At 35.7% G+C, this 24,381-nt stretch carries 21 protein-coding genes; 18 read left to right on the plus strand and 3 right to left on the minus strand.

Translation table 11 applies throughout. From position 1 onward, the window contains the following. Positions 1-388 precede the first annotated feature (388 nt). The 6 genes from AC3WV0_RS13750 (at position 389) to AC3WV0_RS13775 (ending at position 6,840) form a co-directional block, all read left to right on the plus strand. A complete protein-coding gene (locus AC3WV0_RS13750; protein WP_488846676.1) occupies positions 389-1,255 on the plus strand; it encodes a T9SS type A sorting domain-containing protein in 867 nt (288 codons plus the stop codon). 350 nt (positions 1,256-1,605) lie between these two features. Next, complete coding sequence (locus tag AC3WV0_RS13755; protein WP_488846677.1) at positions 1,606-2,163, plus strand: GNAT family N-acetyltransferase; 558 nt, start codon at positions 1,606-1,608, stop codon at positions 2,161-2,163. A 261-nt stretch (positions 2,164-2,424) separates the two neighbouring features. Next, positions 2,425-3,837 (plus strand): MBL fold metallo-hydrolase, encoded by a 1,413-nt coding sequence (locus tag AC3WV0_RS13760; protein WP_488846678.1) that lies wholly within the window; start codon positions 2,425-2,427, stop codon positions 3,835-3,837. A gap of 345 nt (positions 3,838-4,182) precedes the next feature. After that, positions 4,183-5,160, plus strand: a complete 978-nt coding sequence (locus tag AC3WV0_RS13765; RefSeq protein WP_488846679.1) for an aldo/keto reductase — start codon at positions 4,183-4,185, stop codon at positions 5,158-5,160. A gap of 10 nt (positions 5,161-5,170) precedes the next feature. Continuing rightward, positions 5,171-5,908 (plus strand): SDR family oxidoreductase, encoded by a 738-nt coding sequence (locus tag AC3WV0_RS13770; RefSeq protein ID WP_488846680.1) that lies wholly within the window; start codon positions 5,171-5,173, stop codon positions 5,906-5,908. 17 nt (positions 5,909-5,925) lie between these two features. Beyond that, positions 5,926-6,840 carry a helix-turn-helix domain-containing protein gene (locus tag AC3WV0_RS13775; RefSeq protein WP_488846681.1) on the plus strand — a complete coding sequence of 305 codons (915 nt, stop codon included), beginning with the start codon at positions 5,926-5,928 and terminating at the stop codon, positions 6,838-6,840. Positions 6,841-6,907: 67 nt separating this feature from the next. On the opposite strand, the gene AC3WV0_RS13780 is transcribed toward AC3WV0_RS13775, so the two are convergent. The 3 genes from AC3WV0_RS13780 to AC3WV0_RS13790 are packed head-to-tail and all read right to left on the minus strand — an operon-like array spanning position 6,908 to position 10,284. Then, positions 6,908-8,101: a hypothetical protein gene (locus AC3WV0_RS13780; RefSeq protein ID WP_488846682.1), complete on the minus strand. Its 1,194-nt coding sequence runs from the start codon at positions 8,099-8,101 to the stop codon at positions 6,908-6,910. Next, positions 8,085-9,191, minus strand: coding sequence for a UDP-galactopyranose mutase (glf, locus tag AC3WV0_RS13785; RefSeq protein WP_488846683.1), 1,107 nt, complete (start codon positions 9,189-9,191; stop codon positions 8,085-8,087). Before glf ends, AC3WV0_RS13780 begins: the two co-directional genes overlap by 17 nt. Next, on the minus strand, positions 9,184-10,284 hold the full coding sequence (locus AC3WV0_RS13790; protein WP_488846684.1) for a glycosyltransferase family 1 protein: 1,101 nt from the start codon (positions 10,282-10,284) through the stop codon (positions 9,184-9,186). Before AC3WV0_RS13790 ends, glf begins: the two co-directional genes overlap by 8 nt. A gap of 559 nt (positions 10,285-10,843) precedes the next feature. Here AC3WV0_RS13790 and AC3WV0_RS13795 point away from each other — a divergent pair. From AC3WV0_RS13795 to AC3WV0_RS13850, 12 genes are all read left to right on the plus strand, one after another. Beyond that, positions 10,844-11,944 carry a zinc-dependent alcohol dehydrogenase gene (locus AC3WV0_RS13795; RefSeq protein WP_488846685.1) on the plus strand — a complete coding sequence of 367 codons (1,101 nt, stop codon included), beginning with the start codon at positions 10,844-10,846 and terminating at the stop codon, positions 11,942-11,944. A gap of 25 nt (positions 11,945-11,969) precedes the next feature. Continuing rightward, the gene (locus tag AC3WV0_RS13800; RefSeq protein ID WP_488846686.1) at positions 11,970-12,497 is read left to right on the plus strand and encodes a hypothetical protein; all 528 of its coding nucleotides are present in this window, start codon (positions 11,970-11,972) and stop codon (positions 12,495-12,497) included. A gap of 340 nt (positions 12,498-12,837) precedes the next feature. Continuing rightward, complete coding sequence (locus tag AC3WV0_RS13805; RefSeq protein ID WP_488846687.1) at positions 12,838-13,659, plus strand: phosphatase PAP2 family protein; 822 nt, start codon at positions 12,838-12,840, stop codon at positions 13,657-13,659. Between the two features lie 298 nt (positions 13,660-13,957). After that, the gene (locus AC3WV0_RS13810; protein ID WP_488846688.1) at positions 13,958-14,272 is read left to right on the plus strand and encodes a hypothetical protein; all 315 of its coding nucleotides are present in this window, start codon (positions 13,958-13,960) and stop codon (positions 14,270-14,272) included. 622 nt (positions 14,273-14,894) lie between these two features. Further along, entirely contained in the window at positions 14,895-15,659 is a 765-nt protein-coding gene (locus AC3WV0_RS13815) for a sensor histidine kinase (RefSeq protein ID WP_488846689.1), read from the plus strand. Next, positions 15,649-16,338 (plus strand): response regulator, encoded by a 690-nt coding sequence (locus tag AC3WV0_RS13820; RefSeq protein WP_488846690.1) that lies wholly within the window; start codon positions 15,649-15,651, stop codon positions 16,336-16,338. Before AC3WV0_RS13815 ends, AC3WV0_RS13820 begins: the two co-directional genes overlap by 11 nt. 199 nt (positions 16,339-16,537) lie before the next feature. Next, a complete protein-coding gene (locus AC3WV0_RS13825) occupies positions 16,538-16,825 on the plus strand; it encodes a hypothetical protein (RefSeq protein WP_488846691.1) in 288 nt (95 codons plus the stop codon). Further along, positions 16,719-17,327, plus strand: coding sequence for a hypothetical protein (locus tag AC3WV0_RS13830; RefSeq protein WP_488846692.1), 609 nt, complete (start codon positions 16,719-16,721; stop codon positions 17,325-17,327). The genes AC3WV0_RS13825 and AC3WV0_RS13830 overlap by 107 nt, the downstream gene beginning before the upstream one ends. 82 nt (positions 17,328-17,409) lie before the next feature. After that, entirely contained in the window at positions 17,410-19,614 is a 2,205-nt protein-coding gene (locus tag AC3WV0_RS13835; RefSeq protein WP_488846693.1) for a hypothetical protein, read from the plus strand. Next, positions 19,614-23,039, plus strand: coding sequence for a hypothetical protein (locus AC3WV0_RS13840; protein WP_488846694.1), 3,426 nt, complete (start codon positions 19,614-19,616; stop codon positions 23,037-23,039). Before AC3WV0_RS13835 ends, AC3WV0_RS13840 begins: the two co-directional genes overlap by 1 nt. Positions 23,040-23,046: 7 nt before the next feature. Beyond that, on the plus strand, positions 23,047-23,697 hold the full coding sequence (locus AC3WV0_RS13845) for a hypothetical protein (protein WP_488846695.1): 651 nt from the start codon (positions 23,047-23,049) through the stop codon (positions 23,695-23,697). Positions 23,698-23,702: 5 nt separating this feature from the next. Beyond that, a complete protein-coding gene (locus AC3WV0_RS13850; RefSeq protein WP_488846696.1) occupies positions 23,703-24,353 on the plus strand; it encodes a hypothetical protein in 651 nt (216 codons plus the stop codon). The last annotated feature ends 28 nt before the right edge of the window (positions 24,354-24,381 follow it).

The raw sequence follows: 24,381 nt of genomic DNA on the forward strand, positions 1-24,381 counted from the left end.
TTATTGAATTGTCACAATCTTTAATATTACTGAATGATTTAATCTGTCAGATCAAGATATCTAAGAACACAGGTTGACATGATTTCCTTTTATTTTTTCAGTATTTTAATTATAATATATCAAATTTTTTCTGTCAAAAGAATAAAAAATGACCAGACGCATAAATACATATTTATTGATAGGGCTATTTTTGGCGTATCGACTACCTACATATGATAATAAATTTATTAATGACATAATGTGATCCGACAGTTCTACTGATGGGTAATAATATCTTTTTTGTGTGAAATATTCATAGTTATCTGCCAATCATGGGGTTAAAGGAGTGAATTTTATCGGTTTGGTATTAAATTTGTATTTTTAGAATTAAATCAACAAATATTGAATTATGAAAAAAGTATTTACTTTTATCGGGCTTGTCTCGATGGCTGCATTATCCCATGCGCAAATTGTGATTAATGAAATTTACACCGGAGGTGGTTTACTTGGCGCAGCGATTACGAATGATTTCGTTGAGCTAAGAAACATCGGTACAACGGCACAGACCCTTAACGGTGCAACGCTTCAGTTTGGTTCCGCAACTGGAGGTTTAGATCAGTATTATCCCATTCCTTCCATTACATTGGCCCCCGGCGACACGTACTTAATTCAGCAGGGTTCCAGTGGGTTAGGAGGACTTATCAACTTACTCAATCCAAATCTTATTGTAAGTGTGGTACTGAATTTTGATGGTTCACCAGCTGTAGGAGTCGGTGTAGGCCTTTCACTTACTTCGGGAAAAGTGGCACTGGCAAGTAACGCAACGCAGGTTACCAGCCCTACCTCAGCAAATGTACTGGACTTCGTAGGATACGGATCCGCTAATCAATATGAAGGTGCCGGCCCCGCTCCATCGCCAACCATTTTGAATTCAATTACCAGAACGAATAATGCGGACACCAATAACAATAATGTAGATTTCACTGTAACTTTGCCAACTCCGCAATCTTCTTCAGGAGTGTTGGCAGTAAGTGATATTTCAGGAGCTTCCAAAAGAGCAGGTTTCATTAAAAATAGTTTCGTAAAGGACGATGAAATTATTTTTGATGCTGACGTAAAAGACGTTAAGGTTTACAGTTTATCAGGACAATTAATTAAAACTTTTAAGGGAGGAAACAATGAGACATTCAATGTTGCCGATCTGCAAAAAGGAAATTACATTGTTACCGGAACAGTTAATAATCAGCCTGTTTCTCAAAAGATATTAAAAGATTAATAGTTAATAAATAATTATTTAATTCAGCTGTCTCAATTTGAGGCAGCTTTTTTTATTAATTTAAACTTGCTGATTTAGTGTTGTCTAATTCTATCTTTAATTTTGTTTTTCTAATATAAAGCTGTATCCATAGGTCTTGTATTATTTTGGCTCCATAACTTTTTAAATAGTTAATAAATGTTAACAAATCTGAAATGAGATGTTTAATTTTTTTGAATACTTTTGCTGTGTAATTTATTAAACTAAAGATCAGAATTATTTTGTAAATTCGGCCAGGTGAATTTACTCCTAACAATAAAAAACACTAAGAGTTTTATAATATACTGTTAAATAGTCTTTTGTAAAATAAAATGAGAAAAGCAACCAAGAATGACATCCCTAGATTAATAGAGATATTGACAGAGTCTTTTAAAGAAGATCAATCTGTAAACTATGTTTTAAAAAGCAAAAAATCACTTCCTAAATTATTTCATTATTCCATTGCAAAAGGTTTTCTTTTTGGTGATGTTTGGATCAAAAAAGATCAAAGTGCCTGTGCAATTTTGATTGACCCGAAAAAGAAAAGCTTTAATTTAAGATCAATCTGGATTGATATAAAATTTCAGACTTTCGGATCAATAGTGGTGAAAAAATTATTAAAAAAAGAAAATATTATAAAGGAAACTCATCCTAAGGGTCTGGATTATATTCATTTATGCTTTTTAGGAGTATCTCCGGAAATGCAGCATGAAGGAAAGGGGTCTGTACTTTTAAATGATCTGACTGAATACTACAAAACATTTAAGGAAGCAATATGCCTGGAAACATCAACGTTGGTAAATATTCCTTTTTTTGAAAAGAGAGGCTTTTCCTGGTATGCTACTAAATATTTAGGATTTGAGGTATTATTTTATAAAAAACTACTTTGATCTATTGAGAATTTTTACATAATAATGGAACGGCTGTTTTTCTAAAGCAGTTTTCTCTATATAAACCAGTAAACCTGTTATTTGCTCATTAACGTCTATATTCGTTACAGCATGTTTTCGCTTTTTAAGGAAACAATTTCTTTCAATATCCATCTTCACACAGCAGTCATTATGGATAAAAGTATTTTATAAATTGCATTTTAATGACGGTTATCATGCCTGTTTTTCTAGGAAGTGTATAATTTTATTAAAAATTAAAAAATGAAGATCGAGCAAATTTATACTGGGTGTCTTTCTCATGCAGCTTATTTTTTGGAAAGCAATGGAGAAGTTGCTGTTTTTGATCCCTTACGCGATGTGGATTCCTACATTTTAAAAGCAGAAGCCGGACAAGCCAAAATAAAATACATTTTTGAGACACACTTTCATGCTGATTTTGTAAGCGGACATCTTGAGCTGAAAGCTAAAACCGAAGCTGATATTGTTTTCGGACCGACAGCGAAACCTTCTTATGATGCGATAGTAGCGAATGACGGAGATGTTTTCTACGTGGGCAAATGCATGGTAAAAGTAATTCATACCCCTGGGCATACCATGGAGAGTACAACGTACCTGATATTTGACGAAAATGGCAACCAGAATTCCATCATCACCGGAGATACTTTATTTATAGGTGATGTCGGCCGGCCGGATCTTGCGCAGCATGTTAACAGTCAGCTTACACAGGATAAATTAGCCAGGTTGTTATTTCATTCTTTAAGAGAAAAAATAATGCCTCTTGATGATAATCTGATCGTTTATCCAAATCATGGAGCTGGAAGTGCCTGTGGTAAGATGATGAGCAAAGAAACAACCGATACGCTGGGCCATCAGAAAGAAACTAATTATGCATTAAGAAAAGATATGACCGAGGATGAATTTGTTTCAGAATTACTTGCCGGCTTAACCGACCCACCCGGATATTTTCCAAAAAATGTTTTGCTTAATATCAACGGCTATAATCATCTTGATTCTATACTCATTCAGGGAAAAAAACCAATTACTGTTGATGAGTTTCTAAAGATGACCGATGATGCTGATGTATTAATTTTGGATACCCGAGATGCGGCTGTATTTGCAAAGGGTTTTATCCCGGGCAGCCTCAACGTTGGGTTGGACGGGAGTTTTGCTAATTGGGTCGGAGAAATGATCAGCGATATTAATCAAAAAATAATTTTGGTAACTGATCCGGGCAGAGAGGAAGAAAGTATAGTAAGATTATCAAGAGTGGGATACGACAATACGATAGGTTGTCTTAAAGGTGGTTTTGACGCCTGGAAGAACTCAGGGAGAAAAACTGAAACTGTAGAGAGAATCCCAGTTGAAAGGTTGAAAGATATCTATGATGAAGAACTCATCATTATTGATGTAAGAAAAAATAGTGAATTCGAATCTGAGCATGTTGCAGAAGCTGTTAATGTTCCTTTAAATAAAATAAGTTTTCATTTTGATTCTTTCCCAAGGGACCAACCATTTGTCATATATTGTGCCGGTGGCTACAGAAGTATGATTGCCGCATCTATTCTAAAACAGAAAGGATTTGAAAATTTTGCTGATGTTACAGGAGGTTTTACAGAAATAAAGAAAAGTGATCTCCCAAGAACTGCTTATTCAGCACCGACTACATTGCTATAAAAGCTGAGGCTTTTTATAGATATAGTTTATAAACTCAAATGAAGAGGCTGTCCAAAAGTATGGGCAGCCTCTTTCTCATGATAATTACAATTCAACTCAATGTCAAACTTGGGAGTTTTGTATTACTACAGTTGTAAAAGGGTACCCCGTCCGAAAACGGTGAAAATGAGGAGGCATGAAAGCAGCTTTATACTTTTTAAATCATCCGGCACTTAAGATTCAATCTGCAAAAATGCTTGAAAATCTGACTACAACAATTACCAATTGAACTACTTTTTACCAAACAACAAGCAGGAAATTTGTCAATGAAAATGAAGTCAATTTTAGAAATAATTAAAAACAATTATGCAAAAGAGAAAATTAGGAACCAGCGGATTAGAAGTTTCAGAATTGGGCTTTGGCTGTATGGGATTAAATTTTTTGGATGGAAAAGGACTTGAAAAAAAAGAAGCCATATCTCTATTACACAGTGCTGTTGGAATGGGTGTTACATTTTTCGATACAGCAGAAGCTTATGGACCGTATACCAACGAAGAACTTGTTGGTGAAGCATTAGAGCCTTTTAGAAAAGACGTGGTGATTGCCACTAAATTTGGCTGTAAAGATGCCAGGCCGGCAGTAGGACTGGACAGCAGGCCTGAAACAATAAGAGCAGTTACCGAAGCGTCTTTGAAAAGACTGAAAACAGATTACATCGATCTGTTGTATCAGCACAGGGTAGATCCCAGTATTCCGATAGAAGAGGTGGCAGGAACTGTAAAAGACTTGATACAAGAGGGTAAGGTAAAATATTTCGGATTGTCCGAAGCCAGCGCTAAGACGATTCGAAGAGCACATTCAGTTCAGCCGGTATCCGCATTGCAAAGCGAATATTCATTATTCTGGCGTGAACCGGAAGATGAGATTATTCCCACTTTAGAGGAATTAGGAATTGGTTTCGTTCCGTTCAGCCCCTTAGGCAAAGGCTTCCTTATAGGTGTCATAAACAAAAAACTGAAGGATATCGACCGAAGAAATATTCTTCCCCGTTTCAGTGAAGAAAACATAAAGGTCAATCTGGTTTTAGTGGATGCGCTTTCCGAAATTGCCAAAGCAAAAGGTATTACAACCGGACAGTTAGCGTTGGCTTGGCTTCTGGCACAAAAACCTTGGATAGCACCCATTCCGGGAACGACAAAATTACATCGTCTGGAAGAGAACATTGCCAGCACAGATGTAATATTAACAGCCGATGAACTGGCAAAAATCGACAAAACAGTCAGTGGAATCACATTGAAGGGTGACCGTTACCCTGAATTTTTAGAAAAGCAGATAGACCGATAAAAAATTAAAAATGCAAAATATTAAAGGAAAGGTAATTGCCATTACCGGGGCAAGCAGCGGAATGGGTAAGGCCATCGCTATAGAACTCGCAAAAAATGGCGCAAAGGTTATGCTGGGTGCAAGACGCACAGAACGATTGCAACAACTGGTAGAAGAAATAAAAAGTAAAGGCGGTGAAGCCTCTTTTACCACAATCGACGTAAAGAATAAAGCTGATCTGGTTCAACTCGTTACTAAAGCCGTCGAGCAATACGGAAAACTCGATGTAATGATAAATAATGCCGGCATTAGTCAGTTAAATCGTATCGACGATTTAGATATCGAAGGATGGGAAGAAATGATCGATATTAATCTCAAAGGCGTTTTATATGGAATGGCGGCTGCAATTCCGGTCTTCAAACAACAGCAAGCGGGGCATATCGTCAATATTATTTCAACGGCGGGTATAAAGATTACTCCCATGATGGGCGTTTATGCAGGAACAAAAAATGCCATTCGCACTATAGGAGAAGCGTTTCGTCAGGAATCGGACGGGAAGATCCGTATTACAGGAATATCGCCGGGCTACGTGAATACAGACTTTGCAATCAACATCAGGAACGAAGAAATGAAGGCCGCCATCCAGCAAGGAATGGAGCAAATGGCCATTGATCCTATCGCCATTGCAAATGCGGTGATTTATGCAGTTAGTCAGCCAGACGACGTTGAAGTTGGTGACATTGTGATTCGTCCGTCAAAACAAAATTAACTACATTCGTAAAAGAAATGCAAACACCATCTGAAATTCATAACATCAAAAGTATATCACAACTGATGCGGCTATTGGAACTTCCTGCGCCATTGCATCCGCTGGTCGCGCTGGTCGATTACCAAAATGTACCAATGGAAACATTTCCAAAAGGTCAAAAAGTAAGTCTTGATTTTTATAAAGTTTCCTTTAAAACAATATTTAAAGGACAAATAAAATACGGACAAGGCTTTTACGATTTTGAAGAAGGCGGCCTGGCGTTTTTAAAGCCGAAACAGATCGTTTCCCCACCAGAAGATATGGGAAGTTATGAAGGAATTGCGTTGTATTTCCATCCTGATTTCATCCGCAATTATCCATTAGGAAAAACCATACAACAGTATGGCTTTTTCTCTTATGATGTTTCGGAAGCTTTGTTTCTGTCTGCAAAAGAAAAAGAAATAATAGCCGGTTTATTTGCTTCTATAGCTGATGAGCTGAACAGCAATATCGACAGTTTTAGTCAGGATGTTCTGGTATCACAGTTAGAATTGTTGTTAAATTACAGCAATCGTTTTTACAACAGGCAGTTTATTACCAGAAAAGCAATCAATCATGATATTATCACTTCTCTGGACAAGCTTTTAAATGACTATTTTGAGGAGGGGAACAGTTTGAAAAACGGCTTGCCGTCCGTGAAATATATCAGTACTGAATTACAGCTTTCGCAGCGTTATCTGAGTGATATGTTGCGTTCATTGACGGGACTCAATACACAACAGTACATTCAAAATGCCATCATTGAGAAAGCCAAAGAAAAATTATCAACAACGAATCTTTCAATTTCAGAAATTGCTTATGAGCTGGGCTTTGAACATTCTCAGTCATTCAGTAAACTTTTCAAGACCAAGACCAGTGTTTCGCCGGTGGAGTTCAGGCAGTCGTTTGGTTGATTGTCAAATGATGTTTAATATTCATCTTAAAAATAAGCAACGCACATTATCCCCAAAAAAGTATACTTTATTCGGGCATCATACAGACTTTAGAATTTATCATTTTGATGTTATTCTGAAATTCCTTCAAAACCGAAAGACTTTCTTGATGAACTTCTCTCTCTAAGGTGGTGGTATCGGTAATGTCCCAAAGCCCGCTGTGGTGCCAATAATGTGGAAAATCCCAGTCCGGGCGGTCGATAATAGGGTAGATGCAGCAGCCGTACAATGGCAAACCACTTTTAAGAATTGTCAGGCATTCTTCCATGATCATCTTTAGCCAATGGTATCTGTCATCTTCAGGAATGCTGGTCTCCGATAGCACAACTGGCCTTCCGTAGCTGGTAAAGACTTCCTCGATCAAAGAATGAAGGTTGCGCCAATATGGATTCGCGGGTGTTCCATTCCATGGTATAAACTGATGATCAGGAAATGTCCATTGATTATTGAAATAGAAATTAACACCAATAATATCGAGATATTCCGGTTTTCCTCTCAGTTCCGGACACATTTTCCCTGTCAGGATCTCCAGAACCTGAAATTGTTCCCGATGTTTTTCGTTTGCTTCCAGTACTGAAATTGGATCTGTCGGATCTTGTGAAGTAATATTGATCAAAGGCTCCGTTGTCATGATTTTGACTGTAGGATCTACTTCTTTCATCATTTCGATTCCTTCGATATAGGCTTTCATCAACATATATTTTACTTCCCAGCCTTGGTTAACACAGTACGGACTGGTCCCCCTGGCATCACCACCAAGCCAGGATAAAAAACTGACCTCATTGATGGGCGTGATGATCAATTCGCCATCAGGAACCAGGCTTCGATATTTAATAACAAAAGCCCTGCACAAATGGGAGAACCTTCTTGCAAACATGGGATGTAAAGGCGTAAGATCATCCGGGAATCCAAAATGGCAGATGTCCCAAATAACTTGGATACCACAGTTTTTTGCATTGAGAATGATCTCTTCAACCTGTGCCCAATCGTAGTTGAATGGTATTTTTTCAACAAAACTCCAGCGAATTCCTTCACGAACTGTTGTGATTCCGATTTCTGTTAATCTTTGATAATCTTCATTAATGAAACGGTCGTGGCCTGTCAGTTCAACAAGATCAATACGTTCACCAAAAGCATTCTGATGATCTGCACATTCAAAACCAGCCATCAGAAATGATTGAAAAGGATTTTCGAACTTGAGATAATTATTGTTGTGCTGCATTTTCTTCTTTGATGATCTTTCGGAATAGCGCCAATGACTGCGCTACCACCTGATCCATATTGTAATATTTGTAAGTTCCCAGGCGGCCTGTGAAATAAACATCAGGAGTTTCGTCAGCCAATTTTTTGTATTGGTTATACACTTCCTGGTTTTCTTTTCTCGGAATAGGATAATAAGGGTCACCTTCTGCCGTTGGATACTCGTAAACAATTGCCGTTTTATGATGTTTTTGCCCGGTCAGATGTTTGAATTCCGTGATTCTTGTATAAAGATTGGAGGTCGGGTAATTGATCGTGCCGGTTTGCTGATAATTTTCCTGGTCCAGCGTTTCAAATTTAAAATCAATGGAACGGTAAGGCAATTTTCCAAACCGATAATCGAAATAACCGTCAATGGGTCCTGTGTAGATCAGCTTTTTATGAGGGATAATATCCACAATGTCTTTGTAGTTTGTATTCAGCATAATGTGAATGTTCTCATGAGAAAGCATTTTCTGAAACATTTCAGTATAGCCATTTTTCGGCATTGCCTGCAGAGAATCAGTAAAATAGCGGTCGTCGCTGTTCGTTCTCGTCGGAACTCTTGCAGTTACCGAAGCATCCAGTTCTGATGGATCCAGGTCCCATTGTTTTTTAGTGTAACCACGGAAAAATTTCTCATAAAGTTCTTTTCCGACAACATTTAGAACGACATCTTCAGAAGTCAGAACGGGTTTACGGAGTTCTGCTTTTGAGGCTAAGAAGTCTACTACTTCATCAGACGTCAGATTTTTTCCGTATAATTTATTGATTGTGGTCAGATTGATCGGAATCGGTACCAATTGTCCGTCGACACTTCCTAAGACCCGGTGTTCATAGGGGCGCCATTCTGTGAATTTACTTAAATATTTAAAAACTTCTTCCGAGTTGGTGTGGAAAATATGCGGCCCGTATTTGTGAATTAATATTCCTTCATTATTATAGTAGTCATAAGCATTTCCGGCGATGTGATCTCGTTTATCAACAATCAGAATCTTTTTTCCTTCATTAGCCAATCTTTCTGCCAGGACAGCTCCGGCAAAACCGCAGCCTGTAATTAAAAAATCATACATAGATGCCGTTGTTTTTTTTAACGTTATTAATCAATAGATTCATCTTTTCAAACGTGTTGTCCCAGGATTCATTCGCAAGGAAATTGTCGACTTTTTTCATCCAGTCCTTACGGGATGTTTTTGCAAGTTCTTCTTCTCCGTACTTAATAAAACTTTCAGCGTCTTTGGCGATATAAACCAGATTTTCCTCGCCATAAGGTCTTACCACATCTTTGATAGGTGTAGAAATCACAGGAAGTCCTGCTGCAAGATATTCCGGCGTTTTTGTAGGACTAATAAATTCCGTGGACTCATTGATGGCAAACATGACCATTGCAATATCCCATTGGCTGATGTATTTCGGAAGCTCGTCATATTTCTTAGAACCGAGATAATGAATATTTCCTGCTCCCGGAAGTTCATTGGCATCAATTTTCACTACAGGACCAATAATCACAAACTGCCAGTCCTGCTTTTTTGCTGAAACCTCTCGTAACAATTCAATATCGAATCTCTCATCAATAACGCCAAAAAAACCAAACCTTGGACTTGGAATGTGCTTCTGGTCTTGAGGGTCTTTAGTGTAATATCGTGCAGCTTTGAAATGATGTTTATCGATACTGCTTGGAAAAGGATGGATATTATGGTGACGATTCTTTTTTGCCTGATAAAGGGTATGACCGCCTGTAAAAACGACATCGGCTTTTTTGAACAATTGCTCTTCCAATTCCAGCAATTGCGGCGGTGCAAAACGAAACGCAGAAAGCTCATCCATGGAATCATAAATGATTACCTGAGGCGTAAGATGTGAAGTGTATTCTAAAGCCATCGGTGTATAGTACCAGCAGGAATAAATGTTGATATTTTGATCTGTCAAAAATTTGTTTACTAATTTTTCCAGTCTTTGTTTGCGATTAACTTCCTGATCGTTGATGAATATTTTAACGATAAAAATACCGTCCTGTACATCAATTTCATAGAAGTCAGAATCACTTCTTCGGGGTTCCTCAAAATAGAAGACCTGATCTTTTTTGGCAAATCTTGTTAATAGATGCTGGGGGCGCTGGTAAACGAAATCCCAATGGAGATGGCTGAAACATAAAATGTTTTGCATATGCTTAAGTTTGTTATTTAATTATAGGAAGGGAATTTTTTTTGAGCTCTGCTAATAGAAAATGTGATTTGATCAAATTAAAGAGCCATTGTGAAATGTAAATGTAGTCTTTGAAAAATATCACACCTATGACTCAGGTCATAAGCCAATAGATACGTGACAATTGAAATGAAACCATTAATTATTGACAAAATAACAATCGATCAAAAAATTGTACTTATTCTTATATAAAACATATTTATAATTTTTGATTTTCTTATTAGATTCTCTCAAACATATATAATTTGGGCCGTAACATGCTGTAGAATCACTCTAAGAGAGAGGTTGAATATTACTTTAGCATAATCTTTCCGGCAAACTTTCTAATCTGAGAGGCTTGTTATGCTTATAAGCCTTTAAAATTTTATGTACCACATAGGTGAATAAAAATCATAAATTATGGCCAAGGCCCTTAAGGCGGTCTCTGTTTTGCTTTACATATCTCATCACCAACAAAATATATATATATATGTTAGCAATGAATTTTCGCGGACCTTTTCGCGTGCGTGCCGATCGCAACATGCCCGAGCCGCAAATAGAACATCCTGAAGATGCCATTGTGCGGGTATTAAGATCCTGCATCTGCGGATCTGATCTGCATCTTTACCATGGTCTTGTTCCCGATACACGTACAGGCAGTACCTTTGGACATGAGTTTATTGGAGAAGTCGTTGAAATAGGCTCTTCTGTACAAAAACTGAAAGTGGGCGATAAGGTTATGGTACCGTTTAATATTTCCTGTGGTAAATGTGCCTTTTGTAAGCAGGAACTTTATGGCAATTGTCACGAATCTAATCCCATGGCCACGGCGGTAGGCGGTATTTTTGGTTACTCACACACGGCGGGTGGTTATCAGGGCGGGCAGGCAGAATATGCCCGTGTACCTTATGCAGATGTAGGCCCGACTGTCATTCCCGACTGGATGGATCCCGATGATGCGGTGCTGCTTACCGATGTGGTGCCTACAGGCTATCAGGCAGCAGAAATGGCAGGTATTCAAAAAGGGGATACAGTAGTGGTTTTTGGTGCGGGACCTATCGGTATTATGGCGGCCAAGAGTGCATGGCTTTTTGGAGCAGGAAGAGTAATCGTCATCGATGAGCTGGAATACAGACTTGATTTTGTAGCAAAATATGCACAATGTGAAGCTTATAATTTTAATAGCATTGGCGACCCGGTGGTCTTTGTAAAAACACAAACTGATTCTCTCGGTGCAGATGTCTGCATAGATGCTGTAGGCTGCGAGGCGAAGGGAAATTTAATGAATACGGTTATGGGAACAAAACTGCTTTTACAAGGTGGTTCTACCACAGCGCTTCATTGGGCCATTAATTCTGTGAAGAAAGGTGGAATTGTTTCTATTGTAGGTGTTTACGGCCCTACAGATGCTTTAGTACCTATAGGAAATGTAGTTAATAAAGGAATTACAATTCGGGCTAACCAGGCTGCCGTGAAACGCCACCTGCCTAAGCTCATTGAACATGTAAAAAACGGAATTCTTGATCCGAAACAAATCATCACTCACCGGGTGCCGCTGGAAGAGGTAGCTGATGCCTATCATATATTCTCGCGGAAGCTCGACGGATGTATAAAGACCGTCCTTATTCCACCAAATGCTTAAAAAAGTTAACCAAAAATATTACGATATGCTTACAGACGAAACAAAGCCTTCAGACTTTAAAAAAAGTGAACAGGCGGATTACACCCATATAAAAGGCTGGGGAATAGATGCTGATCCTGAAAATGATCCCGTTTATCCCATGAAGAAACGTAACAATGCAGAACATGAGGGCTATTCCTGGGAAAGGCCGGAACAGCAACCTGAAAATGTTGAAATTTTAAAATCCGTAGAGCGGCCCAATTTAACTGCTGCTTTCGGAACTGCATCGCCACCGAAAGGTCTCAACGGAGAAATCAGGAAATTTGCCTTTAAATACAGTGAATCGAGCTACGGGAGATGGCTTCCTCTTGTGCTGGCAGACCGTGTAGGTGCATTGGAGGGGATTGTTGATGACTTAAAAAATGGTCATTTGCCGAACATTTTTGCCGAACGCGGCTGGGGAGCGGAGTGGAGGTACAATAGAAAGAATTTTCTTCTGAAGATTGCAGCAGCAGTGGCGGTAACAGGCGTTGCTGTAGCCTTGGTAAACTCGAGGAAGAAAAATAACGATTAATCTATTCATGGTCGGAAGAAATTCCGACCTTTTTATTATTTCATGGACAGGTATGTCTATACGTTTGTATTATTTCTGAATCTCTTCACTATATCTGGAATTATTATTTATCATTTATAGGTCAAAGATCAGGACAAATAATCTTAGAGAAAATATATTGTCATATTGTCATCTGGAAAGGCGCTGGGCAATAAATTTTAACTAAGTTGTTAGTTAGGATGTATAAAATGTTATTAGTTGCTTTGTTTTTCGATTGTTTTTTAACCAGATTATTTTATCCGCTGCGCGTTTGGTACGCTATTCTATGTCATTATCCCTACTATAATTATGTTAAGAATCAATGACTGAAAAGCAGCTGAAAATCCGGCAACAGGCATTTGCATTAACCGTATGTACAGTTGTATTCATGACTGTTTACAATTTGTGCACCTGGTATGCAAGCTCCTTAGAGAGTGTGCCATCGTTTACCTTTGACTTCGAAAGATCAATTCCATTCGTGCCTCTGTCGATCATTCCGTATATGGCAAGCGGGCTTTTTTTCTGTATCGTATTTTTCTTATGTAAAAACAAGAATCAATTAAAAACATTAACATGGAGGATGCTTTTTGTAATTATCATTGCGGGAATATTTTTTATCATGATTCCTTTACGATTTTCATTGGCAAAACCGGAAGTGTCCAACAGTATCCTCAAACTTCCTTTCTCTTTTTTAAATACTTTTGATTCGCCGTTCAACCAATCGCCATCCCTGCATATTGCATTTGCCTTTATTTTCTGGTCGGTGTTTAAAGATATCACAAAGTGGCGGACATTCTTACTGATCTGGCTGATTCTTTTGGGAATTTCAACATTGACCACCTACCAGCATCATGTCATTGATATTGTAACCGGAGCCATTCTTGCCCATGTCAGCTTTATCATTGTCCCTTACCGCAAGAATGATCCCAAATACCGGAATTTTCATTTGGCAAATTACTATTTCCTGGCAGGGTGGCTCTTCACTATATCGGCTTTAATGTTTCACAAATACATAGCAACTGAAGGATTATTACTTTTTATACCTGGATTAGTCACAATTATGACTGGCTACTATCACCAAAGAACGGGTATTATATCTTTATTTATCATAACCGCAAGACAAAGATATAAGAAGGCTAATTGAATTGCGAACAGAAATATTATCATATATAAATAGATATTTAGTTATACCTTTATATAACTATAAAATGTGGGCGGTTTCTGAAAGATTTAGTAATTGATGTACTTTTGGACGTCCATTTTTTCAAATTGATTTCAAAAGCGGATCTTGCCTTTTAGAAAAAAAGAGAGACATAACTAGGAACTCGACAGCTTTATTTCGGTATTAAATGTATATATCTGATCAATTATTAATAAAACCAAGTAGAAATACCTATTGATTTAAATATTTAAATGACATAATTTTACAAATAAAGTACACCATGGAAATCAACAAAACATCAGGAGAAGTTATTACGCTGGAAGAAGCTAGAAACTATACGCATTCTTTTCAAAAACTTTATCCTAACGAGAAAAAAGCTTTTTACGTAGGAAGAGACCAGTTAATGAAAATATTAGAAAATTCTGACTGTATGGGAATCCGTATCTATAATGGATTTAATAATGAAGATTCTCAATCGAACAAAGTTTTGATCGGAGTTAATTCGAACGGTGATGATATGACCGAAGATATTATACTTGAAAAATTAGTACCTTGTCCTCCAATATGTAGCGGAGGCATTGGTGGACTAATGTAAATATGATTATATTATTATATATCACTTTATTCCTGGGAATCGTTCCTGTCATTCAGTTACTTTTATTAAAAAATAAAAGAGACAAAATTGGGCCTATAAAGCTCTTTTTGTATTTAACAGCAGTCAGTTCTCTTTACGAGATCATTTTTTCCATCATCCTCAGAAAAGACGTTACGATTTGGTTCACTCTTTACGATATACTCGAATTCCTTCTTATATTTTATTTCTTTTACAAACTTAATTTTCCGAAATACAAGATATTCTTCTTAGTGCTGATCATCCTATTTACAATATTAATTATTCCTAACATTTTATTTGTCAATAAAAGCATTCATCATTTTTTAAATGTACAGGCAATATTTTCCGGAGCAATTACAACATTCATTTTTATGATGACTTTTTTGTGGTTTAGAGATGTTTTTAGGAAAATGGAAATTCCAAGCTTATGGAATAATCCTTATTTTTATTATATTTCTGCTCTCTTTATATACCACGCCACAACATTTTTCTTATTTTTACTTAGCGATATTATTCTGAACATTGATGCTGAAAAGTTTATGGATTATTGGCTACTGAATATTATTGCTACATTAATTTTAAGAATTTTACTAATAATTGGTGTTTGGAAAACTCCTCGCAGATAAAGTTATTTTTTTGGCTGGGTACAGCGACAATGGTTCTACTAGCCATTGGAGTAATTCTGTTAGCATTATTTTATCAAAACAGGATGTTCAAACTAAAGAAAAGTGAAGCTTTTCTTAGGGTAAGAGCGATTCTTAGCAGAGAGCAGGAAGAGAGAGCAAGAATCGCAGCCGATCTACATGATACCGTTTCGGGAAATTTATCATCCATCAATATTTATTTTAGCTTATTAAAAAACAGGATCAACGACCCTGAAGTTTTAGCGATTATTAATGAGGCGGCAGATGAATTGAAAGGTACTCAAGAAAAAATCAAACGAATCACGTATAACCTTATGCCGCCTATATTGGTTAGATCTGGTTTTGTCCCTTCCCTGGAAGATTATCTTCGCAGGAGAAGTGGCCGTAATGAATTTATTTATACAGTTCATAATTTGGGATTTGTTGAGCTTTCTCAGCAGGCATCATATGAAGCTTTGCTGATTTTACGGGAATTTGTTACCAATAGTTGTAGGCACGGAAAATCGAAAAATATTAAAATAACCCTTAGTTCGGCCAAGAACTATAATATAATGACGTATATAGATGATGGTCAGAAGTACGATTTTTATAATGAAATACAGTATTCCTCGGGATATGGTCTAAAAAATATTCTAACCCGAATAGAGAATCTACACGGTAATTTGCATCAAGTGGATGTAGATACTGGTAATCATTTTATAATATTTATAAAAAATGGAGATTAATATTGCAATTGCAGATGATCATCTTATATTTAGAAGGAGTCTGGTAAGACTTATCCACGATACTTCAGATATCAGGGTAGTTTTGGATGCTGGAGATGGCTCCGAATTGTTAGAAAAACTCAATTCCTATCAATGTCAGATAGATATTATATTACTGGATATCCAAATGCCCAATATGGATGGTCTGCAATGCCTTCAATTACTTCAGAAAAGTTATCCGCATATCAATGTTATTATTTTATCACATTTATCAGGCGAGCATTATTTGAAACAAGCTCTTATAAATGGGGTTCATGGTTATTTTACAAAAGCTTCTGATCCTGATGAATTATTGCGCGCCATCAGGGAAATAAAACAGGGAGGCTTCTATTTCGAAGGCAGGTTAAAAAACTGTATCCAAAGACTAATGAATGACTTGGCGTCTTCTTCTTCTTCTTCTTCTGATAAAAGCGAGATAAAACTGGATTTTTCCAAACGTGAACTGGAAATAATTTATTGGTCTGCTATGGAACTTAAAAGTAAAGAAATAGCTGATAAATTGAATATCAGTTATCGTACAGTAGAAGGTCACAAAAATAACCTGATCAAAAAAACAGGCTGTAAAACTTTTCTAGGCATTATTCTTTTAGCTCTGGACCTCAATATGATTTCTAAGGAAATGAAATATTCTGAAGACTGAAAATCAGGTAGAAATACGTATTGTTTTTCTGGAAATTAAATTTGAACTTTGATGCAGGTCCTGATGATCTGTTTTTTTATTTTAAAAGTTAGCAGAGAGTTCCATTGCCTGTGATGCACGCCACGTTTCTCAGATTCTTTGAGACGAAACAATTTTCTATAATTGATTTATCTGCTAATTAACCATAAAAGCTATTAATATGAGTGCAAAAGGACCACAAGAACAGTACACAGACGAAATGAACCGTAAGTTCGGCTACATGGCAACATGGTTACCAGGAACGCCGTTGAAATTAGGAGACATTGGTGTGATACACGACAATGTTTTTTCCAGAGTTGCTGGTTTTGATGACTTTAATATCCAGTTTGAAATCAGAGAAGATGAAACTCCTGAAGATCTTGAATATTCTTCAAAAAGGATCCGTATCGGTTACTACCAAGCTTTCAGGAACTGTTACTCCGCCAGGAAGCAGTTTGGGAAACCTTGATGCAGGATTCATTGTTGAGTTCTCTGGGCAAAATTCTATTCTTTTTAAGGCGAATAAAACCAGAACCAATCTTATAAAGAACACCATAAAAATTGGCGAAGAAGTTTTGAAACTTTATAAAGACGGTAAATGGAATAAGAAGTGGGTGGTAATTACGGAGCTTGTAGAAGCTGAAACCGCGACCATACTTATTTCCAATGCAAAAAATGCAAAAATAGAATTGAAAGCCAATGCTAATATCAATTTGCCAAAATTAGATATAGCTGATGCAAATTTAGATTTAGGTTATACTTCTTATAAAGGAATGGATACGAAGGTTATCGCGCAAGCCGGACTTACGCCGCTTTTTAAAGTAAAAGGAATTCGCACAAGTATTTTTGTACCGCCAATATTTAAAGAAAAAGGATTAAAGGCATTTGATTTTGTAACTCCAGCCACCGCTGCAGGAGAATATAAAGATGATTTGTATTTTGATTATGTTTCTTCTGAAGAATATTATTAATAAGTTATTTACTGTGATTGATGTAAAACTTGGTTAATAAGGTGTTTTTGAATAATTTTTAACCGTAACAAATAGTATTTTTATGCCTCCTCAAGTCGAAAATAGTCCCCAATATCAAAAATTAACAACTTCAAATGAAGGAAAAAATGTAAGAGCTTCTCTTCAAATGATTTCTCATTTTTTTCTAGAAGATAATTTATTTTCACAGGTCGAAGCAAATAGTTTTGCATCAATGTCTAATTTAGATTTTACTACTACATCTAAAGTGACATTTTCGGGAATAAAAAGGGTCTTTGCAATTTGCCAAGGACAAATATTCGTTCAACCACAAATAGGAAATAATGACAAGGTCAATATTATTTTAAAACCTTTTAAGCAACCAATCAATGGGTTAGCTATAAAGTATTTTGTATATAGAGGACTCAATAAGAGCGATTTTTTTAGTGATGTTGTTGTACAAGGGGTTAACAGGTTAAAAATTAGTGGTAGCGAAAGCTCGGGAAGTGATTTTGTAAAGTATATCTGGAAAGAGTTTAATAAATTCTATAGTAGCGATCCGTCAAATCAACCAGTTTTTTTGGAGGAATTTATAGGCTTTCCAGCACCTGGTGGCTCTCAACAACTTTCTGACCTGATAGATAAATATTTTTATAAGATTACTGAATATGATACCAATACAGAAAATGAAATTCCAAAATTCGCGTTCGAGCTTCCTTTAATACCAAGAGGACTGCAATTGGGAACTGCTACTGGCGAAATTGGATTAGATATTGTATTAAATAAAGGTGATTTTTACATAGAGAACGACTCCAACCCTTTTCAATTTAATTTAGAATTTGCTCGTTCGTCAAATCATAAACTTACAACCCAAGCCTCTAATTCGGATTTTCAGAATAAACTGATTAGAGAAACATGCACTCAGTTTATTGATGTAGCTTCATTTTATGGATTACATGCAGGGGGGGATGGCAAGTTATATGTGGGTAGTTCATCATCTCCAATCACATCTATTGAAGGGATTTATAGCCAAATACAGAATTTTTACACAAAAAATACTGTTTATCTTTACATACAAAGCGAGCGATTAAGGTCATATAATTTTTATGGCAATTATGTGATTTCTGAAATTGATTCAAATAATCTAAAAATAGGTAATGATATCCTAAATCTTACTGAAAAAACCTTTGATACATATGCTTGGCCTATTCATAAAGTAACTAATATCTCCGATAAATTATATCTTGAACTTTTGACAGATGGATCAGAAGAAACTTGTATATATGTTGAAACAGGCTCGCTTATTTCAGATCATGAAGATAATTTCGTTAGGAATCAAAACATACTGGAACCTGTGCTTTCTGAAAAAGATCAAATTCAAGAAATTATAAGATATACTAAACCTATTGCTCTTCAATTTCCTATAGTAAGTGGCAGTACTGTGTCGTCGATAGTACAAATTAATTATGAAGGAAACCAATTGATAATAAAAGAAAATGACAGTGAACAATTTCATTTCGTAAAAGATATTGATGATAATTTTGGATTGTTGACGGCAAAATCATTTAATGTTAGCCGCTCTGGATTAGAATTGCCAATAGTGACGGAATATTTAAATCAAATTATAAACTTCCCTAATAGTCTAAAAACTAAAGACATTGGATTAGTGAAAATACGCAGAGTTTTTGATGCAATAGATATTGATGGGCAAAATTATTTTGAAAGAGTAACTTTTGAAACATTATTAGATTATATTCGTCAAGAAACAGGGAATAATTTTGAGAGTACAAGTACCAATATAGATAGTGTTTCCTCTGGAACTATAAACTATCAACCAGAAATTACAAACAATTTCTTTCGGCCAGAACCTCCCTATTATTTATTTTCGCAATCTTTTACAGATAACGATTTTGCAGTCCAAGGGCTTCTAATAAATACAAATGATCTGACAAAACCATCAAAAAAGATCTTAGGAATTTCAAAGGATGAATATTTAAGTCTTAAAAATCTGATGTTGCAGCAATCTTTATCAAATAGTAAGATCTTTTTTAAAAATTTACTGCAATCAGAACAAGATCAATATTCTTCTCCTGAAAATATAAATTTTAAGAAATACGTTTTGATGATTACTGCTGAAAATTCAGATGGCGACTTGAAAATATTTGCTCCAATACAAGAGCTAGCAGTTTATACGATTGATGAGTTTGTTTATTTTTCAGCAGCATACAGCCAATATGTAAAATCATTGGAACCAATTCCAGATACTAACTTTGAAATGCCTGATTTATAATGGAAAATGTTATTTTAACTTATAATGGTTTACCGGTAAAAAAATCTACAGAATCGTATTCGGTAATTAATGATTCTTATTTCAATACAGGTATGTTATGGGAATTTGATTTGGTTATAGACACGAAAACTTTATCATTTTCGTACTTTGGAAAATCTGATTTTAAAGAAGAAGACAAAAAAAATTGTAGACCGGGATATTATCAGGTTAATTCCTTTTATAAATATAAAAATGGAGCATTACAATTAGACCAGCTTTTATCAGGAACAGAAATCGGAATGGGGTTTAAACATTATTTTCCAATTAATTTATTTGAAGAAAATAGTAAATGGGGATTTAAATTAGGTAATGAAGGTGATTTACTGACAGTAAATGTACTATTTCCCAAAAAGCCTTACAACGAATACTACTATAATAAAAAGTATGAATTTAAGATAAAAAATGACCCGGATATTAATCAACCACTAAGGTATAATTCACCAAGTGATTATCCTCCTGTAAATAATAATTTGTCTAGTCCCGAGTATTCGAAAGTCGATGAAATCAAAATAGACCGGTCGAGTGAAGCCTCAGAAAGATTTTATGTGAAAAATTTTGGAGAGCATATTTCAGGTTGGGGCGTTTCTGATGAACAAAAGGATACTTTGTGTATCGCCAATATTTTTATTTGTTGGAGAATAGTTAGATGTAAAGAACATATTGAGAAAATCGCAATCAATACATTTCAAGCTATTTATAATGCATTTGATGAAAAAAAATACAATAATAACAGTGTCCCTTATAATAATTTACCACTTTGTGATCAGATTGTGGGAGAAATCTTATTGAATTGGGGATATTTTTATATTCATTCCGACAAGACAAAATTTGATATTGATCCAATCTTACCTACTACTTATTCTTCGGACTATGAAAGTGTAATAAATCAATATTACAATGCATTAGTTAATTTCTACATCAACGTCTATTTCAGAACGTCTGCACAGATATTTCCTGACGATACAGGAACATTAGTAGAAAGAAGTAATAGAAGGATTAAATATCTTATTGGTATCCTACCTTCTTCCGCGATAGGAATCATACCTGTTCATTTTAGGATAGATATATTAAAAATGCTGGTCAATAATGCTTTGTATAATAAAGATGAGCTGATTGCTTTGACGATTATAAAATCGATAACTTTTCAAGAAGCAGACGAGTTTTTGGGACTTCTTTTGTCTGAGTCGGTAAAATGGAGCAACAACAATGTTACGCTTTTTGAAGCACTATACAGAAGAATTGATGATAAGATATTGCTTTTCGGTTCAGACAATCGAAAGGATTTTATGATGACTATGTATATCTTATGGTTTGTATCTGAATACAACCCAATAAATTCCGACACTAACACTGAAGCTCTAGCAAATACCTACAACAATAAACCCGTTACAATAAAATACGAATCCGAGCTCTTTTTTGGTTTTTATATGGATAATATGAATTTCATATTCAATAATCAAAATATCGATGCTCAGGAAGAGAAGATAGAGGTAGTACCAACAACTAAAGAATTTCAATCTGGTGTAAGAAGGTCTTGGGTAACTGTAGGGAGCTATAATATTTATCAGGCAATAACTCTCAATGAATATAAGGAAGATAATGTTGCTATAAAAATCCCAATGATTGGTTTAGATGCTTCACCAAATGGTGAAACTACGGCTCTCTTGCCGCTATTCTTTTTGAAATATATTGATGACAAAGGAGATAAAGAAGATCTTTGGACAGGTATCGGTCTGGCGTTTGATATTGCTCTTACTTTTACAGGTATTGGAAATCTAAGTAAACTTCGACATTTAAGACATTTAAGCAAGATAGGAAAAGTTATCAGAGGGACATTAGTTGGAGAGGAGGCTGTTTTTGCTGTAAGGTCCGGTTACTATGCACTGCAGGGAGTTGCCGGTGCAGTAGAATTATCTGCCTCTTTTACTCAGATTTTTTTACAATATTACACCAATGGCTGTCAGATATATCAACAAGCGGTAACAGGTCAAATCAATGATAATAATCCTGAAGGTCAAATTCCGGAAGATCCAAATGTGGCATATCAGCGTTGCAAAGCCATTGACAATATTCTTTTTTGGATGCAGATGGGATCGCTCGGGATGGATTTGGTTGCAAGCAAAATGATCCGAAAGAAAGCTAAACAGCTTAAGGATTTGGGTTATCCTGCAGAATGGGATCTCGACCAATATCTCAGATTAAAAACTGACATTAATAAACTGGCTGATGTAAATGTCTTGGATGACTACGTTCATATGATGAATCAGATACCAGACAGCGCAAATATTGTCAACCGATTATCTAATGATGCAGAAAAAATCAACTTTTTCAACGATTTTGGGATGGTGCAGCGTGATAATGCTTTTTGGGCAAAACTTACGGCAAATAATGGAGCTGCGGTGGATAACTGGAAACAGTTCCGAAATCTTGAGATAACAGATGAGATTACTAATGTAGATTTACTGGCAGATGCGGTAATGGCACCGAGATATATTGCTTATTACAGCAATAGTAGTCTTAAAGAAGCTGTTGCAGGGCTGGACAGAATATTACGAGAAAAATTTTTAAAACAACACGGAGCCTTGTCTCCGCTTCCCGGTGGTCCAGGTTTTATAAAGGCGTGGACGAAAATGAGCGGCGATACTCTTGGTGAGTTTGCAAACAATGTTCCTGTGCTGCGACAGTTTGATAATATGGCGGATGATATGATAGATAACGTACTACACGAGATGAGACACTCAGACCGTGGTCCGGGCGTAAGGGCACGCATTAAGCAAAGCCCAAGCGACATTAATAATGTTATGAAACCAATGCTGGAAAATCCTGCTTTTGCCTATGCCGCAAGGGATAATACCAATGCTCGCTGGCTAGACTGGAGAAAAAGTATATTTGCTAAGCATATTTTTGGCATAGGTAAAAAGTTTGAGACATTATGTACCACCGGCTTATCTAAAATTGGATCGCCCGTACATACTCTTGTGCGTTCAAAGATTTTAACGCTTACCGGAAAGAATTTGGATGAATATCAAATGTTTTCTAGCGTACAGCTAAAAATAGGCAATACTGAAAATTTCTTCGTAGCAGACCAATTATTTGTTAAATACGGAACAGACCAATTTGGTAAGGAGATTATTGAGGATATAATTGTATTAGAAACTAAATTACAGAGTACTACAAACTTAAGTGCAAGACAGTTGGAAGCTTTGCAAAGTGCTGCTCAAGGATATGTCGTAAGAAATAAAAAGTTGCTTTCAGCCTACGACAATGCATTTGAGTTAACAAATAAAAGTAAGCGATTAAAATTTAATGGAAGTCCAACATTCTTAAAGTTATATGATAATGCCACAGGTAATGCTATCAATGATATTATAAAATTAACACCGTAGAAATAATATGAGTACAACATACAATAAAGAAGATTTACTAGTTCATTTAAATTTACTAAAGCCAACTGGTTATAGTTTGGACAGTGAAGGTCATTTTTTTAAGGTTGAAAATAACAAACGAATTGACATTTACTTCAGCATTCGTGAGGATTTTCCTTTTGATGCAACATTTAGTGCTATTGGAGTGGGAATGTCTTTTCCAGAAGTTGAACAGATATTTCATCAAATATGGCAAAATTTCCCCAATTTAGACTTTGGTCACGATTTATCATCAGCTACATTTAAAACAAGTTTTAGGGACAATGTTATAGGTCAAAGTGGTCATTATTTTCTATTGGACAATCCTGTTTCCGATACTGCATCATTTAACGAAGCCTTTCCATATTTGAATCAATTAATGAACGCAGCTCTAAACTTTGTAAATCAACATTCTACATTACAAAGTTTATTTACTTACGCTGAAACTATGACCATACAAGAGCAGGCAAAATTTTATAATCAACCATTACCTGCAAGAAAAATGATTATTTTGAAATTGTTAAATAATAGTAATTATTTAAGTTATGCAACAGATGTGGTAAATCATTATAATCAACAATCAGATGTAGAAGAAGCCGCTTTCTTTCAGGCATTAAAAAATTATCTGGACACATTATGATGATTATGAGCGATATAACATACAATAAGGAGAATTTATTATCTAATTTATCAAACCTTACTCCAGGTGGATTTACTTTGGATAGTAGTGGTAATTATATAAAAAATGATTCTACAAAAGAAATTACTATCTTTTTTGGACTGAAAGAAGATTATCCTTTTGATGTAACTTTTAATGGAATTAGTGTTGGTATTTGTTTTAAACAAGTAGAGCAAATATTTCATCAGGTCTGGCAAACAGTTCCTAATTTGGATTTTGGTCATAGTTTAAATTCTAAAACTTTTTATAAAAGCTATAGAGATACTGTAATTGGGCAAAGTGGTCATTATTTTCTATTAGACAATCCTGTTTCAGATACTGCCTCATTCAACGAGGCATATCCTTACTTAAATCAATTAATGAATGCTGCTATTAATTTCGTCAATCAAAATGCAACACTACAAAGCTTATATAATTATGGAGAGAGCTTGAGCGACGATGACCAAATAGATTTTTATAATGACCCTGCATCATCAAGAATGGCAATAATAATGAAAATCTTGAACATTCCGTATGCTACTTTTTTGCAGAACGAGATATCATTATATAACCAACATAATTTGACAGAAATGGCAAATTTTAATCAGGCATTGAAAAACTATTTGGATACATTGTAATCCTACAACAATAAAGTGAATTAAGTAA

It is taken from the genome of Chryseobacterium sp. 27AL (genome assembly GCF_057815395.1).